13 protein-coding genes are annotated in these 16823 nt (G+C 64.9%); 2 read left to right on the top strand and 11 right to left on the bottom strand.

All coding sequences use genetic code 11. From position 1 onward, the window contains the following. Positions 1-14: 14 nt before the first annotated feature. From HHL08_RS14420 to HHL08_RS14405, 4 genes are all read right to left on the bottom strand, one after another. Entirely contained in the window at positions 15-3119 is a 3105-nt protein-coding gene (locus HHL08_RS14420) for an efflux RND transporter permease subunit (RefSeq protein ID WP_169573857.1), read from the bottom strand. Next, complete coding sequence (locus HHL08_RS14415; protein WP_169573856.1) at positions 3119-4180, bottom strand: efflux RND transporter periplasmic adaptor subunit; 1062 nt, start codon at positions 4178-4180, stop codon at positions 3119-3121. The genes HHL08_RS14420 and HHL08_RS14415 overlap by 1 nt, the downstream gene beginning before the upstream one ends. An 88-nt stretch (positions 4181-4268) precedes the next feature. After that, a complete protein-coding gene (locus tag HHL08_RS14410; protein WP_169573855.1) occupies positions 4269-5006 on the bottom strand; it encodes a TlyA family RNA methyltransferase in 738 nt (245 codons plus the stop codon). Next, a complete protein-coding gene (locus HHL08_RS14405) occupies positions 5006-7033 on the bottom strand; it encodes a protein-disulfide reductase DsbD family protein (RefSeq protein WP_169573854.1) in 2028 nt (675 codons plus the stop codon). The genes HHL08_RS14410 and HHL08_RS14405 overlap by 1 nt, the downstream gene beginning before the upstream one ends. A gap of 76 nt (positions 7034-7109) precedes the next feature. On the opposite strand from HHL08_RS14405, the gene HHL08_RS14400 reads away from it, so the two are divergent. After that, positions 7110-8771: an alkaline phosphatase family protein gene (locus tag HHL08_RS14400; RefSeq protein WP_169573853.1), complete on the top strand. Its 1662-nt coding sequence runs from the start codon at positions 7110-7112 to the stop codon at positions 8769-8771. 81 nt (positions 8772-8852) lie between these two features. On the opposite strand, the gene epsC is transcribed toward HHL08_RS14400, so the two are convergent. The 7 genes from epsC to HHL08_RS14365 form a co-directional block, all read right to left on the bottom strand. Beyond that, positions 8853-9857 carry a serine O-acetyltransferase EpsC gene (gene epsC / locus HHL08_RS14395; protein ID WP_169573984.1) on the bottom strand — a complete coding sequence of 335 codons (1005 nt, stop codon included), beginning with the start codon at positions 9855-9857 and terminating at the stop codon, positions 8853-8855. 92 nt (positions 9858-9949) lie between these two features. Next, positions 9950-11260, bottom strand: a complete 1311-nt coding sequence (locus tag HHL08_RS14390; protein ID WP_408021782.1) for an ATP-binding protein — start codon at positions 11258-11260, stop codon at positions 9950-9952. Between the two features lie 29 nt (positions 11261-11289). After that, positions 11290-12000 carry a response regulator gene (locus tag HHL08_RS14385; protein WP_169573851.1) on the bottom strand — a complete coding sequence of 237 codons (711 nt, stop codon included), beginning with the start codon at positions 11998-12000 and terminating at the stop codon, positions 11290-11292. A 160-nt stretch (positions 12001-12160) separates the two neighbouring features. Further along, positions 12161-13018, bottom strand: coding sequence for a TorF family putative porin (locus HHL08_RS14380; RefSeq protein WP_169573850.1), 858 nt, complete (start codon positions 13016-13018; stop codon positions 12161-12163). A gap of 295 nt (positions 13019-13313) precedes the next feature. After that, on the bottom strand, positions 13314-14810 hold the full coding sequence (locus HHL08_RS14375) for a SulP family inorganic anion transporter (protein ID WP_169573849.1): 1497 nt from the start codon (positions 14808-14810) through the stop codon (positions 13314-13316). A gap of 3 nt (positions 14811-14813) precedes the next feature. After that, positions 14814-15512, bottom strand: coding sequence for a carbonic anhydrase (locus HHL08_RS14370; protein WP_169573848.1), 699 nt, complete (start codon positions 15510-15512; stop codon positions 14814-14816). Between the two features lie 179 nt (positions 15513-15691). After that, on the bottom strand, positions 15692-16402 hold the full coding sequence (locus HHL08_RS14365) for a response regulator transcription factor (protein ID WP_169573847.1): 711 nt from the start codon (positions 16400-16402) through the stop codon (positions 15692-15694). A gap of 234 nt (positions 16403-16636) precedes the next feature. On the opposite strand from HHL08_RS14365, the gene HHL08_RS25345 reads away from it, so the two are divergent. Continuing rightward, positions 16637-16823 (top strand): hypothetical protein (locus HHL08_RS25345; RefSeq protein ID WP_206377885.1); only part of this gene is annotated, 187 nt, incomplete at its 3' end.

The raw sequence follows: 16823 nt of genomic DNA, 5'->3' as shown, positions 1-16823 counted from the left end.
CTCCAAAAAGCCTGTCATTCGGCGGGATCGGGCGAATCCTTGAGCGCCGAATCCAGCTTGCGGCCAACGGTTTGCGGAGAAACCGTCCGCTTGGCAACGCGCGAATAGAAGATCGGGATCAGGAACAGGGTGATGAGGGTCGCGAGGCTGACGCCGAACACCACGACCGTGCCGATAGAATGGCGCGCCGCGGCCCCCGCGCCGCCACGAATGACTAGCGGCACCGCGCCAATCACGGTCGCGATAGAGGTCATCAGGATAGGGCGTAGGCGGCGCTTGGCGGCTTCGCGGATGGCTTGGGCTATCTCCATTCCTTCGTCACGCAACTGGTTGGCGAATTCCACGATCAGAATGCCGTTCTTGGCCGCCAGTCCCACCAGCATGACGATGCCGATCTGGCTGTAGAGGTTGATCGACCCGCCGGTGATCGCCAGCCCCAGCGCGCCGCCGGCCACCGCCAGCGGCACCGTGGCGATGATGACGCCGGGATGGATGAAGCTTTCGAACTGGGCGGCGAGCAGCAGATAGACGATCAGGATTGTGAGGCCGAAGACCAGCCAGATCGATCCGCCGGTTTCGCGCAGCGACTGGCTTTCGCCGCGATAGCCGATGGCCAGCACTTCGGGTGACTGGCGGGCCTGATCCTCCAGAAAGGCAAGGCCCTGCCCCAGCGAGGTGCCAGGGGCGAGCGCAGCGGTCAGGGTGATGGCGCGCAGCTTGTTGTAACGGTTGAGCTGGCGCGGCCCGGCGACTTCCCGCAGCGTCACCAGCGTCGACAGCGGCACCAGCGCGCCGGTGCGGGAGCGGACGTTGATGCGGTCGAGGTCGGCCGCGGTCTGACGCCCTTCTTCTTCCGCCTGCACCAGCACGCGATATTCCTCGCCCCGTTCGACATAGGTGCCGACCCGGCGGGAACCGAGCAAGCTCTGCAACGCCTGGCTGATATCGTTGACCGACACGCCCAGATCGCCCGCGCGGGCGAGGTTCGTTTCGATCCGCATCTGCGGCTTGGTTTCCTTGTAATCGCTGTCGACGTTGATCAGGCCGGGATAGTCGGCGGCGGCGGCCATGATCCGGTCGCGCGCGGCGACCAGCCCTTCATAGGTGGACCCCGCCAGCACGATATTGACCGGCAGGCCGCGCCCACGCCCCAGCCCCGATCGCGGCGCGGCGTTGCCGCGCACGCCGGGCTGGTCGGCGATCACCTTGTTGACGATGGTCGCGACTTCGGCGGTGGTGATAGTCCGGTCTTCCCATGGCCGCAGGAAGGCGATGACGTTGCCGCCGTTGAAATCGTCGGTCGAGCCAAAACCCGCAGGCGTGCGGATGACCAAATTCTGAAGCGTCCCATCCTTGCGCAGGAAGGAGAGATCATCCTCGATCTTCTTCATATAGGCCATCATCCGGGGAAAGCCGGTGCCTTCGGGCGCGCTGATCTGCGCTTCGACCACGCCGGTATCCTCGGCCGGGGCGAGTTCGCTCGGCAGGCGGGTGAAGAAGAAGCCGGCGACGACCAGAAATAGCACCACGGCCAGCAGCGGAAGCAGCGGCTTGCGGATTGCGCCGTCCAGCCAGCGCGCATAGCCATTTTCCAGACGCTGAAAGCGATCATCTATCCAGCGCGCAAGCCGGCCGCGCTCGGCATTTTTCAGCAGCTTGGAACAGAGCATCGGCGCAAGGCTGAGCGAAATGAAACCGGAAAAAGCGATCGCGGCGATCATCGCGATGGCAAGTTCGCGGAACAGCAGGCCGGTCTGGCCGGCCAGGAACATGACCGGCACGAACACGGCGCAGACGACCAGCGTGGTCGAGATGATTGCGAAACCGACCTGCCGCGTGCCGAGATAGGCGGCGACCAACGGGTCTTCCCCCTGTTCGATGCGGTGATAGACATTTTCCAGCACGACGATCGCGTCATCGACAACCAGGCCGATGGCAAGCACGAAGGCAAGCAGCGTCAGCAGGTTGATCGACAGGCCCAGCAGCCACATCACCGCGCAGGTTGCGAGCAGGCAGATCGGCACGGTGATCGCCGGGATGATCGTCGCGCGCACCGACCCCAGGAACAGGAAGATGACGAGGATGACCAGCAGGGCCGCCTCTATCAGCGTGTCATAGACATTGGCGATGGCGCGTTCGATGAACAGCGATTCGTCGGTGCCGATGGCGACACGCATCCCCTGCGGGAGGGTCGGCTGCAATTCCTTGATCAGCGCCTTGGCCTTTTGCGCGACCTCCAGCGTGTTGGCACCCGACTGACGGATGATGCCGATGCCGATCGCCGTCCCCTGGTTGGAACGGAAGCTGCTATAGGGATTTTCCGCGCCTTCCTCGATCCGGGCGACATCGCCCAGCTTGACCTGATACCCGTCCGTGCCGCGGCCGACGACAAGCTGCGCGAACTGATCGGGCGTGGCGAACGGGCGTTCGACGCGCAGAGTCTGATTCTGGTCCTGTGATTCGAAGCGGCCGGCGGGCAGCTCGACATTCTGACTGCGCAGCGCGGCTTCGACATCGGCCGGGGTCAGGCCAAAGGCGGCCAGTTTTTCGGCGTTGAACCAGATGCGGGTCGAAGGGCGCGCCTCGCCGCTGATATTGGCGCGGGCGACGCCATCGATCGCGGCGAACCGGTCGGCCACATTGCGGTCGAGATAGTCACTGATCTGGATCGGCGTCCAGCCGGGGCGCGAGAAGGCGAGGAACAGGATGGCGCGCGCGTCCGAATCCACCTTGCGGATTTCGGGGGCCAGTGCGTCTTCGGGCAGATCCTCCACCACCGAGCCCACCCGGTCGCGCACGTCATTGGCGGCGGTGTCAATGTCACGCGAGGGATCAAATTCGATATTGATGTTAGACGTGCCGTCCTGCGACGTGGACGTGATGGTCTGGATGCCCTGAACGCCGGCGACAGCATCCTCGATCAACTGGGTGATGCGGGTTTCGACCACGGATGCAGCCGCGCCGGTATAGCTGGTTTCGACCGACACGATCGGCGGGTCGGTATCGGGATATTCGCGCACCGACAGGCTCATCCAGCCGACGACGCCGATGATGCACATCAGTACCGCGACGACCGCGGCGAAGACCGGGCGGCGGACCGAAAGGTCGGATAGCTGCATCAGCCGGCCGCCTTGCCGGAACCGTCCTTAGCCCGCTGGTCGGGTTTGTCGCCGGGCAACCGCACCTTCACCCCGTCGGTCAGCTTGACCACGCCTTCGGTCACGACCTTCTGCCCCGCCTTGAGCCCGCCCAATATCTCGACCCGGCCATCCTGGCGGATGCCGGTTTCAACCTTCACGCGCTTGGCCGTCCGATCCTCGATCACGAAGACGAAGCGATCGTCGCCATCGCCGACCAGCGCCAGTTCGGGCACCGACAGGGACTGGCGCTGGCGCGCGAGCACGCTGACGGTCAGCAACATGCCGGGTTTCAGCGCCTTGTCGGGATTGGGCAGGATCGCGCGCACCCGCACCGCGCGGGTGGCAGGGTCGATGACGGGATCGATGGTGGCGATCGTGCCGTTGAACGGCCGATCAGGCCAGGCGGCGGACACCGCCTTGATCGTCATGCCTTCGCGGATCATCGCCAGCCGGGTTTCGGGGATAGTGAAGTCCAGCTTGATGCGGCTGATGTCGCTGACCGTGGCGATCGCGGTGCCGGCCGTCACGATCGCGCCGGGCGAGACGGTGCGCAGGCTGACCCAGCCGGAAAAGGGCGCGCGGATCACCCGGTCGCCGATCGAGGCGCGGGCGAGCTGTGCATTGGCGCGGGCAGAGTTAGCGAGCGCGACCTGTTGTTCCAGCGTCGCGCCGGTGGCAAAGCCCCGGCTCTTGAGCGCCTGGATACGCTGGAGCTGCTGGGTCGCCTGCAACGCGGTGGCCTCGGCCGACGCGAGTTCGGCCTGTTCCTGCCCCACCGCCAGCCGGGCGATCACCTGCCCCTTGGCCACATAGCCGCCGTCGGCGAAATTGAGCGCCTCGATCCGTTCGGTCACCGGCGCGGACAGCACCACCTGTTCATTGGCGAGGGCGGTGCCGACCGCTTCCAGATTGTCGGTGAAGGCGGCAGGCGCAATGGGCTGCACCTCAACCAAGGGAACGGCGCGGGGCTTTTTTTCCTGTTCTCCACCGCAGGCGGCGAGGGACAGGGCAAGCATCAGGACGGGAAGAATGGGGCGCATGATAAAAGGGTAACGAGCCTTTTCTGGCGGGACAATCGGGCTTGGGCCGCACCTTATGACGGTAGGGTTGGGAACGAACATACGTCCATTATCCACCAAGCCGGGCGTAGAGGAGAAATTCGACATTGCCTTGCGGGCCGGTAATCGGGCTTTGCGTCAGGCCCGCGACGGTCCAGCCCTGCGACACGACCCAGTCCTGCACCTCCGCACAAACGCGCTGGTGGACGAGGGTATCCCGCACCACGCCATTCTTGCCCACCTCTTCCCGCCGCGCCTCGAACTGAGGTTTGATGAGCGCGATCATCTGCGCGTCGGGTTTGGCGAAGCTGATGGGCTTTTCCAGCACTTTGGCGAGGCTGATGAAGCTGGCGTCGCACACGATCATGTCGATGGCTTCGGGAATATGCGCGTCGGTCAGGATGCGGGCGCTGGTTTGTTCATGGACGATGACGCGATCGTCGGAGCGGATTTTCCAGGCGAGTTGGTTGGTGCCGCTGTCGACCGCATAGACTTTCTCCGCGCCATTGGTCAACAACACGTCGGTAAAGCCGCCGGTCGAGGAGCCAACGTCGATGGCGACGAAGCCGGTGACGTCGATCGCAAACTCTTCGAGCGCATGGGCCAGCTTGATGCCGCCGCGCGATACCCAGGGATGGTCGCGGCCGCGCACGTCCAGTTCCGTCCCTTCGAGCACCTGCTGCCCTGCCTTCTCGACCTTCCTGTCGCCCAGGAAGACAAGTCCGGCGAGGATCAGCGCCTGCGCGCGGGCGCGACTTTCGGCAAGGCCGCTGTCGACGAGCAACTGATCGGCACGGATCTTGGCCATCAGCGCACCAATCCGGCAAGGGTGGCGGGGGTGAGCAGTTGCGGCAGGGTAACGGCCTCCTTCCCCGGCGCATAGAAGAGGTAGAGGGGGACGCCCGAGCGGCCCTGCCCTTCGAGGAAGCGGGTGATGGCGGGATCAGCATTGGTCCAGTCGCCGACCATGACGGTGACGCCGCCCTTGTCGAAGGCGGCGCGGGTTTCGGCGCGGTCGATCGCGGCGGCCTCATTTGCCTTGCAGGTCAGGCACCAGTCGGCGGTGAAATAGAGGAAAACCGGCTTGTTGGCGGTGCGCAGTTCGGCGAGTTTTGCGACATCGAAATGGACAGTTGAATCGCCTTTTTCGACAGCGGCAGGCGCGCGGGTCGGCAGGGCGTAGGCGGCGCCCGCCATCAACGCGAGGCCTGCGATCGCGGCGATCCAGCCGCCCCCCTTGCCCAGCCGCTGGCGACCACCCAGCCACCAGAGCAACAGCGCCAGCAACAGCGCCGCGGCCAGACCGATCGTCATGCCAGACACGCCGCGTTGCTGGCCCAGCAGCCAGGCGAGGCCAAGCGCGGTCAGGAACATCGGGATGGCGAGGATTTTCTGGAAACGGCCCATCCAGCCGCCGGGTTTAGGCAATCGTTTGCGAAGCGCCGGCACGTAAGCAAGTAATAGGAACGGCAGCGCGAGCCCCAACCCCAATCCGGCGAAGACCGCCAGCGCAGCCGCCAGGGGCAGCAGCAGCGCCGCGCCCATGGCAGCGGCCATGAACGGCCCGGCGCAAGGCGTCGCGACGAAGGCGACCAGCGCCCCGGTCCAGAAGGAGCCGGCGACGCCGCCCTTCCCCGCCAGCCCTTCGCCGCCGCCATAGGCGCTGAGGTCGAACAGGCCGGCGAGGTTGAAAGCGATGCCGGTGACCAGCAGCAGCAGCGCCAGGATGATGCGCGGGTCTTGCAACTGGAACGCCCAGCCGACGGCGCCGCCCGCTGCGCGCAACGCCAGTAGCGCGCCGCCTAAGGCTAGGCAGGTGACGATCACGCCCAGCGTATAGGCCAGCGCCTCCCGCCGCACGGTCCGCTCGTCGCCGCCGGCCTTCGCCAGCTTCATGGCCTTGAGGCCCAGAATCGGGAAAACGCAGGGCATGATGTTGAGCAGCAGGCCGCCCAGCAGCGCGCCGCCCAGCGCGGCGAAAATGGCGCTCCACTGGCCGCCGCCCGATACGCCCGCAACCGCGCCGGGTTTCGCCGTCAGCAAGAAGCCGACATGGTCGCCGGTCCGTAGCACCGCCTGCACCGTACCGCCCTTGCCGCCCTCGCCTGCGTCCGTCTCGATCCGCAGCGTGTCGCCATCGCGCGTTACCGTTTGCGGCGCGGCATAGCGGGCCAGCCCTTCGGCCAGCGGGAAGAGGTGGATGTCGCTGGCCTGCGCACTGGCTGGGAACGGCACTGACAGGCGCAGCTTGCCGTCCTTCACCGCGTAGCTAGCCTGCGATCCCAGCGGCCGGGGCAGATGGGTGCGCCAACCATCGAAGCGCATCCGATCAGCCGCTGACACGGTGCCGTCGCCCGCGACCAGTTCCAGCGTCAACTCGCCGCTTTCGGGCACGCATACCTTGTCGGTGCAGGCCAGCCATTGCGCCTTCGCCCGCACCGGCAGGCGCGTGCCGGGCGCGATGCCGGGCGCGACCTTGAGCGTCGCCAGCACGCCATAAGGCCCTTCATAGACATGGTTCATCAGGCCGGAAATCAGCAGCGTTTCGGGCACCGGATAACGCAGCGGGCCGACGCTGACGCCCCTGGGCAGGGTCCAGTCCACGGTCATGCCAAGGCCAGCATCGCCGGGATTTTCCCAATAGCCGTGCCAGCCGCTTTCGGGAATCATGGCGAAGGCGATGGTCGTGCCTTCGCCAGGCCGGGGCGCGGCGCTTTCGGCGACCAGTTGCGCAGCGATATGCGCCGGCCCGCCGCCGAACGCCCCCTGCGCCTGCGCAGGGGAAAGAGCGGCCAGCCATGCCAGCGTCATCAATATGACTTGAAAAATCCGCATCGGGCCTCTGGTCTGGTGGATGTCAGCGGGCTAGGTCCGGGGGCGTTCGCCGTCAAGGCTGGAGAAGGTACAGTAGATGTTGAAGACAGTCGCCGCCACCCTGTTGATTGCCACCGCCATGCCGCTGGCGGCGCAGCAGCCCGTCCCGGCCCCGGCCGCCGCGCCTTCAACGCCGCCAAAGCTGATCGTCGCCATCAGCGTGGATCAATTCTCCGCCGACCTGTTCAGCGAATATCGCCAATATTATAGCGGCGGCCTGAAGCGTCTGACGAGCGAAGGTGCGGTCTTCCCGCGCGGCTATCAAAGCCACGCCGCGACCGAAACCTGCCCCGGCCATTCGACCATCCTGACCGGCAGCCGCCCGTCGCGCACCGGCATCATCGCCAACAACTGGTTCGACCTTGGTGCCAAGCGCGAGGACAAATCGATCTATTGCGCCGAGGACGAGACGCAGCCGGGCAGCAGCAGCGACAAATATGATGCGTCGCCGATGCACCTGAAGGTGCCGACACTGGGCGGCCGGATGAAGATCGCCAACCCCGCCACCCGCGTCGTGTCGATCGCGGGCAAGGATCGCGCGGCTATCATGATGGGCGGCGCGACCGCCGACCATGTGTGGTGGCTGGGCGGACCGCAGGGCTATGTCAGCTATAAGGGGATCGCCACCCCTCCGCTGGTCGCCAAGGTCAATGCGGCGATGGCGCAGCGGATGGCCCAACCCAATCCCGGCTTCGAACTGCCGGCCCAGTGCGCGTCGAAGGATTTCGCGGTGCGGGCGGGCGACAAGACCGTCGGCACCGGCCGCTTCGCGCGCGCGGCGGGCGATTATAAGAGCTTCCGCATCTCGCCGGAACAGGACGCGATGACCCTGGCCTTCGCTGCCGCCGCGATCGAGAATATGGATCTCGGCAAGCAGGCGCAGACCGACATCATCTCGATCGGCCTGTCGGCGACCGACTATATCGGCCACACCTATGGCACCGAAGGCACGGAAAGCTGTATCCAGGTCGATCGGCTCGATCAGGAACTGGGCGCCTTCTTCGATCGGCTCGACAAGGACGGCATCGATTATGTCGTTGTGCTGACCGCCGACCATGGCGGCCATGACCTGCCCGAACGCCATCGCCTGAACGCCATGCCGATGGAAAGCCGCGTTGACATGGCGCTGACGCCCAAGGCGCTCAATACCGCCATCGCAGACAAGGCGGGGTTGCCGGGCAAGAAGGTGATCTGGAGCGACGGGCCGTCGGGCGACCTGTATTTCGACAAGGGGCTGACTGCGCCCCAGCGCGCGCGCGTAGAGGCCGAAGCGCTCAAGCTGCTGCGCGCGCACCGCCAAGTCGAGACGGTATTCACCAAGGCGCAGATCGCCGCCACCCCTTCCCCGTCCGGCCCGCCCGAAAGCTGGACCCTGATTCAGGAGGCGCGGGCCAGCTTCTATGCCGAAAGGTCAGGTGACCTTTTGCTGCTTTTGAAGCCGCGCGTCATGTCGATCCCGGAACAGGCGACCATGGGATCGGTCGCGACCCATGGTTCGCCCTGGGACGCCGATCGCCGCGTGCCGATTCTGTTCTGGCGCAAGGGGATGCAGCATTTCGAACAGCCGCTGGGGGTCGAGACGGTGGATATCATGCCGTCGCTGGCGGCGCTGATCGGACTGCCGGTGGCGAAGAGCGAGATCGATGGCCGGTGCCTCGATCTGGTGGCAGGCGACGGGGATAGCTGCGCGGGGCGATAAGAAGGCCCGTTCGCTTCGAGCGAAGTCGAGAAGCGGTGAGCGCCGCGTTTCTCGACTACGCTCGAAACGAACGGATGTTGGCTAAATATTCTCCCCCACTCCGTCCGTGCTTTCCAGCATGGCATGGACGCGGTGCGGGGCGGACACCTGGGCGCGGCTTGTGACCTCATAATGCGCCTTGGCCTGGCGCACATTGCTGTCGGCCGGCACGCTGTCGGTCAGCCAGACATTGCCGCCGATGACGGAGCGGCTGCCCACGATGATCCGGCCCAGAACCGTGGCCCCGGCATAGACGACCACGTCATCCTCAATGATCGGATGACGCGGCAGCGCCTTTTCCAGCGCGCCCTTCCCATCCGCCGGAAAGCTGCGCGCGCCCAGCGTGACACCCTGATACAGCCGCACCCGATCGCCCACGATCGCGGTTTCGCCGATGACGACGCCGGTGCCATGGTCGATGAAGAAGGACCGGCCGATGTTCGCGCCGGGATGAATATCGATGCCCGTCTTCCCATGCGCGATTTCCGACATGATCCGCGCCACCAGCGGGGCGCCCAGTTGATGCAGGCGATGCGCCAGCCGGTGGTGGATGATCGCCAGCATGGAGGGATAGCAGATCAGCACTTCGTCCACGCTGCGCGCGGCAGGATCGCCCAGGAAGGCGGCATCGACATCGGTGTCGAGCAGCGCGCGCAAGGTCGGGAGGCTGTGGGCGAAGGCGGCGATGATGCGCGCCGCTTCGCGATCGACTGCCTCCGCCGGCTCGCCTTTCAGCGCATAGATGAGTTCCAGCCGGATTTGCCCATAGAGGCGGCTGAGCACCGTCTGCAGCGTTTCGGCGACATAGGCGTCCTCATTATGCAGGCGCACGAAGCTGGGGCCGAGGCGCAGCGGGAACAGCGCGCCGCATAGCGATTGCATGATCTTGGTCAGATTGTCGCGCGACGGGAAACCTTCCGCGCCATATTCGGCATGGTGCTGCTGCGCCTGCCGCCAGCGACTGCGCGCCGCGCCCAGTTCCGCCGTCAGCGCCGCTATGTCCCAATAGCCCTCGACGATTCCGTCATCGGCCTGTCCGTCTGCCATCATATCCGCCTCATGCGCCTGTTGCGGTGGGCATAGCGTGGCGACAGGCACAGCGATAAACGAGTTTTGCTTGGGGTCGGACAGTTTCTCTTTTAGCTGCGCGATTCGCTACGAGCGGCCGACCTTGGCAGATGCAGGCAGATTTCAGCGCGCAGCCCGCCTTCGGGGCGGTTGGCGAGCGTCAGCTGTCCGCCTTCCGCCCGCACCGCTTTTTCGACGATGGCCAGGCCCAGGCCCAGGCCGCGCGTGTTGCGCTGGCGCGCATCGTCCAGCCGGGCGAAGGGCCGCAATACCTCCTCCAGCCGTTCCCGCGGGATGCCGGGGCCGTCATCATCGACGCGGATCAATATCTCCGTCCCGACCCGTTCGAGCGAGACGCGGGCGCGATCGCCATAGTGGAGCGCATTTTCTATGAGGTTGCGCACCGCGCGGCGCAGCGACAAGGCGCGCACCGCCATTTCCAAATGATCGGGGCCATCATAGGCGACGTCGTCACCATGGTCCTGAAAAGCGTCGACGATGGTGGCGATCGTGACTGCAACATCGGTGCGCACTGCCGGTTCGGGGTCTTTTTCGCCGCCCAGATAGGCCAGCAGAGATTCCAGCATCGCCCCCATTTCCTCCAGGTCGCCGGCCATCGCCTGCTGGATATCATCGTCTTTCACCCCCTCCAGCCGCAATTGCAGCCGGGCGAGCGGGGTGCGCAGATCATGGCCCACCGCCGCCAGTGTTTCGGTACGTTCGTTGATGAGGCGGTGGAGGCGCGACTGCATCGCGTTGAAGGCCGCAATCAGATTTCGCACGTCGCTGGTCCCCGCTTCGGGCACCATTACCGCCGATCCCAGGCCGATCCGGTGGGTCGCATGGGTCAGGTCGCGCAGCGGGGCGAGTGTCCGGCGGATTAGCAGCCAGCCGGCGATCAGCAGCGCCAGCACCGGGATCAGCGCCAGCCCCAGCCGACCGAGGGTGAAGGCCCATTTGCTGCCGGAATGATGCATGCCGAAATAGACCCAGCTGCGGTCGGCCAATTGCAACCCGCCATTGATTTCCGAATGGCGACTGGGCGATGCGATGCGCAGCCAGAGCCGGGAGCGTTCCAGGCTGGGTTCCCAGGCGACGATCTGCTGGCGCATCCGCTCCAGTTCAGGCGAGAGCGGCGGCGGCGGCGGGGCTGCGGGCGACCAATGGACGTCGTAGCGATCGGTGGTCAGTTGCAGGCCGAGTGCGGGTCGTTCAGCGGGCGGCTGCTCGGTCAGCAGCTTTCGCGCGATGACGAGATGTTCGGCCAGTCGCCGTGCCTCATCATCCTGCAACGAGATTTGGCTGGTACGCTCGTAGATGAGCGTGCCCACCGCAAATTCCAGCATTACCGTCAGCAGCAGGATGACCGACAGGCGGCCCATCAGCCCCAGCGATCCCCTGAAATGCCGTCTCAAGCGCGGCTGACCTCTGCGTTGAACATATAGCCGACACCGCGGACGGTGGTGATCAGTGCGCCCTTGTCGGCGGTGGACAATTTGCGACGCAGGCGGCTGACGAGGACGTCGATGCTGCGGTCGCTGCTGTCGCCCATGCGGGTGCGCGACAATTCGATCAACCGTTCGCGGGCGATCACGCGCTGCGGATGACTGAGGAAGGAACCGAGCAGGTCAAATTCCGCCCCGGTGAGTTCGACGATGGCGCCGGTGGGAGAGCGGAGTTCGCGCCGAGGGAAGTTGACGTTCCAGCCGTCGAAATGCGCTTCGCTCTCGCGATGCTCTTCAGGGCCACGCTCCACGCCAACGCGGCGCAAGATGGCGCGGATGCGGGCGATCAGTTCGCGCGTGCCAAAGGGTTTGGGGAGGTAATCGTCCGCGCCCAGTTCAAGGCCCACGATCCGGTCCGTCTCGCTGCCCTTGGCGCTGATGAAGATGATGGGGACGTCGCTCTTGCGGCGGATCTGGCGGCACAGGTCGATGCCGTTGGTGCCGGGCAGCATGACGTCGAGCACGACGAGATCGACCGGGCCAGCGTCGAAGGCCACCCACATTTCGGGGCCGGAGGACGCGGGGCGCACCTGATAGCCATGTTCCTGCAATGCACGCGCGGTCAGCGTGCGCAGCGGCGGATCGTCCTCGACAAGGATGATCGAAGGGGCGGTCATGAAGGCGTCAGCGCACAAAATGTCATGGCCGGGAAATAGGGGTCGGCGGATCGGGGGTCAACTGCGGCGGCGGCGGGAAGGCCCGAAACGCAACTGTAGCAACAATTTGTCACGGCAGGGAGAATGTCCGGGCCTGGCGAACCAGGCCCGGACATGGGAATTAGAAGGCCGCGGTCAGCGAGAAGATGACCTGGCTGCGCACGATCGACTTGCCGGCATTGTCGGCATCGGCGACCGACAGGTTGGGGCGGAGGTAGTTTTCCTCCACGCGGGCGATGTCGGTGTCGACATAGGCCACGCCCAGCGTCAGCGGCGTGCCGGGGATGGCGAGGTCCGCACCCACCAGCCAGTCGAGATATTTGCCGGTCGGGGCGACCGACGTGCCGTTGGGGCCAAGGCCGCTATTGCCGTTCGACCAGCCCAGATGCGCCTTCAGCGTGACCGGCGTGTTGGGCACGGCACCGCTGACGTCGCCCCAGACGTAGAAATTGTCTTCCTTGTCGCCCGCCTTGTCAGGGATGCCGGTGCCATAGGCGGCAGCGTCATTATACCATTTGCCCAGCGCTTCCTGCTTGGGGGCATAGGCGACGCCGACCAGCGCTTTGACCGGGCCGATCTGGTGCGACAGCTTGACATAAGGCTCGGCGAAATCGGTTTCGTCTGCGCCCGACGGATACATGTACCAGGTCAGGCCGACGTCCAGCGTTGTGCCCTCACCCAGCGGCATGGCATAGCCAGCGATCAGGTCGAGTTCGATGCCCGCGCCGCCGAAGGTGCCCCAGCCAGCGAGGTTCGACGCCCAGGTGCCGACATAGACGCCGCTTTCATGCGTTGCGGTGATGCCGCCCTGGACCGCCATGGCCTTGTCAGACTGCGACACGCCACGGAAGCGATAGTCGGACACGAGGCCGACGCTGCCGGTAACGGTGACGGGGCTGGCGGGTGCTTCCTGCGCGAAAGCCGGCACGCTGGACATGAGCGCGAGGGCGGCACAGGCGATTTGATACTTCATGAACATTCCCCTTAACATTGGAATGTTCCGTCCTGCATCCGCTCTGGCCCGAAGATCTGTTGTTGATCGTCTTCAATACCGGCGGATAGGCTTGCCCTATTCTGTCCTGACCGCGAGACAAACCGCTTTTACTGCAACTGCGAACGGATCGGAGCGGCTGTGATATGCCGGGCACGGTTCTTTGCCAGAGTGGTAATAGTATATTGCTATTATGTTTCTGATTATGGGAGTCCAAAGAAAAGCCGCCGCTCCTGGGGGGAGGCGCGGCGGCTCAGGACATCGCCCGATTTTGTTGGGGGGATCAGGCGACGAGTTGACGCATACGTCCGGTGGCGCCGAACAATTCGACCGGCGCGCCAGCACCGCGGCGGCGATCGACCCATTCGCGCAGCATTTCCGCGCAGGTATGGTCGATATGGCCTAGCTTTTCGACGTTCAGGATGACGAGGCCCGCTGTGGGCAACGAGTCCAGCTTCGCCAACAGCTTGGGCAGGCTGAGGAAGGTGGCGGTGCCGCGCAGCGCCACTTCATGCGCTTCGCCCCGGCTTTCGTCGACCATCTTGAGGCGCAGGCGCGTGGCGTGGGGCAGGAGTTCGAGCAGCGACAGGCCGATACCCACCAGCACGCCGGTCAGCAGATCGGTGGTGACCACGCAGATCAGCGTCGCTGCCCATACGACCGCGGGCAGCGGGCCGTAGAGGTGGAAGAGATGCTTCACATGCGCGACGCTTACCAGACGGACGCCAGTGATCACCAGGATGCCGGCCAGCGCCGCCATCGGGATTTCGCGCAGCAGCCAGGGCAGCAACGCGACGAAGCCCAAAATCCAGACGCCGTGCAGGATTGCCGACAGGCGGGTCTTGGCGCCGGCCTGCACGTTAGCGGAGCTGCGGACGATGACGCCTGTCATCGGCAGCGCGCCGGCAAAGCCGCAAAGCAGGTTGCCGACGCCCTGGGCGCTGAGTTCGCGGTTATAATTGGTGCGCACGCCATCATGCATGCGATCGACCGCGGCGGCCGACAGCAGGGTTTCGGCGCTGGCGATGAAGGCGATGGCAATGGCCGTGGTGAAGATCGCCGGGTTCATCAACTGCGCCAGCAGACCGGCTTCAGGCAAAGCGATCGCCGCTACGATCGATTCTGGCACGACCACGCGGGCGACAGGCAGCCCCAGGACGAAGGCGACCAACGTGGCGGCGACCACACCGACCAGCGCACCTGGCACCAGCTTGAGCGATGCGGGCCGGAATTTTTCCCAACCCAACATGCTGAAGATCGTCACCAGACCGACCGCGAACGCCGTAGCGGTGTCACCGGTGGTCAGACCGAAAATCTGCGCCGGCATGGCGATCAGGTTATGCAATCCGCTCGACAACGGCTTGTCATCGAACAGGACGTGGAACTGGCCGACGACGATCAACACGCCGATGCCCGCCAACATGCCATGCACGACCGCCGGTGAAATGGCGCGAAACCATCCGCCAACCCGCAAAAGACCGGCAACGACCTGAATCGCGCCCGCCAGGATGAGGATGGGTCCAAGAGCGGAAAGCCCCTGTTCCCGCACGATTTCGAACACGATGACGGCAAGGCCGGCGGCAGGACCGCTAACCTGCAAGGGCGAACCGGCCAGCAGGCCGACGACCAGACCGCCGATGATACCAGTGATCAGGCCCTTTTCCGGCGGCACGCCGGATGCAATCGCAATGCCCATGCAAAGCGGCATCGCCACCAGGAAGACGACGATCGACGCCGTAAAGTCGCGGCCGAAATTGCCGCCGGAAAGAGCCTTCAACATGATTTACTCCGCCGCTTGAGCAATGGTCGATTCGCCGGTGAGGCGACGACCATGGGGAAGAGCGATCGGCATCGGCTGGCCTTCGCGCAAAGGCGAGAAATGGCCGGTTTCGCCGTCCAGGCCCAATATCTGACCGGCATGGATATCGACATACCAGCCGTGCAGCGCGATTTCGCCGCGCGCGATACCCGACGCGACCGACGGGTGGGTACGCAGATGCGCGAGTTGGGCGACGACATTTTCCAGCGCCATGTTGCGCAGCTTTTCGGCGTCGCTCAGATCATCGGGGTAATTTTCGCGGCAGACCATCTGCGCGGCGTGGCTGTGGCGCAGCCAGGCGGCGACATTGGGCATCTTTGCTAGGTCGGCATTGGTGGACAGCGCCTTCATCGCGCCGCAATCGCTGTGGCCGCACACGATGATGTCGCGCACGCCCAGCACCATCACTGCGTATTCGACGGTAGAGGTGACGCCGCCATTCTGGGTAGCGTGGGGCGGCACGATGTTGCCGGCGTTACGGCAGACGAACAGGTCGCCGGGTGCCGCCTGCATGATATGTTCGGGGACGATGCGCGAATCGGCGCAGGAAATCATCAGCGCCTTGGGGCTTTGGCCATGGCTGGCCAGCTGGTTATAGAGGGCGCTTTCGTTCGGGAAAACCTTGGTTTCGAAACTGAATACGCGACCGAGTAGCTCGTTCATGGAGTCTATCCTCTTCTCAATAGGGTGCCGGTCAGGGGGCGGACCGATGTATGATGGAGGATAGGGATGTGGTTTTGCTGCAGCGCAGCGGGTTTGTTAAAAACTGTGTCTGGGTCATGAACTGTGCGATTGCCGTGCTGAGCCGGGTAAATCCGCGGTTCTGCGCAGGAAACCGCCGCTCAGCGCCGATCGACCACGGCGCTGAACATATAGCCGGCACCACGAACGGTAACAATTGGCGCAGGCTGCCCTCCCGCGCCCAGCTTTCGGCGCAGGCGGCTGACCAGTACGTCGATGCTGCGATCCGACGACGGCGCATCGCGCACGCCCGCCAACTCCATTAGCCGCGCGCGTGCGATCACCGTCTGGGCATGATCCAGAAACACCGTCAGCAGCGTGAATTCGGCAGCGGTCAGTTCCACCAGCCGGCTCTGCGGATCGGTCACTTCCCGCCGGGCGAAATCCACGATCCAGCCGTCGAAAATAGCCTCCGTCTGGCGGCGCAGGCCCAGCGCCCGTTCGCCCCGGCCACGCCGCAACACGGCGCGCAGGCGTGCGGCGAGTTCGCGCATCGAATAGGGTTTGGCCATATAATCGTCCGCGCCCAGTTCCAGCCCGACTACCCGGTCGACCTCGGAGCTGTTGGATCCGACCAGGATGATGGGGACGTCGCTGCGTTCGCGGATATCGCGGCACAGGTCCAGCCCATCGGGGCCGCGCAGCGCCGCATCCAGCACGACGGCACCAACCGGCATGCTGGTGAGGGCGCTGAAAATATCCGTCGCCGAAGCCGCGGGCAGAGCGCGAAACCCGCCCTGTTCAAGATATTCGCGTACCTTGTGCCGCAAATCCTGGTGCAATTCGGCGATCAGTATCAACGGTGGACTCATCCGCTCTGCACGGCGCCATGCGTGGCGATCCGGCTCTGATTCGCGGCATCGGCATGACGGACTGAGGCGGACGGAGCTACGGCGGATAGGGCCGCCACGACGGGGGCGGGAATCGGGAACATGGACTTCTCCTCCGCGGCAGAAGCGATCGGGACATTCTGCCCGTGAAATCGCGGATGGGCGAAAGACTAGGACTGGCAAATGTCTCCGTAATTTGCCGGATGTAACAAATCATTGCCAGCGCAATTATTCGCGCGTCATTGCGCGGCGATCAGCGTGGGCGTCGTGTTGCCTCATGAAGCGATGTTCCCGAGCGGCATAGCCATTGCCTCACGTAAATGCTCCCTACAGGAGATCACCCTCACGGACTATTCCTTGCGCGACTGGGGGCCGCGCAGCGGAGCCGGAGGCGACGCGGAGC

It is taken from the genome of Sphingobium psychrophilum (assembly GCF_012927105.1).
Classification (GTDB): Bacteria; Pseudomonadota; Alphaproteobacteria; order Sphingomonadales; family Sphingomonadaceae; genus Sphingobium; species Sphingobium psychrophilum.
This window is presented reverse-complemented; position numbering and strand designations above follow the sequence as displayed.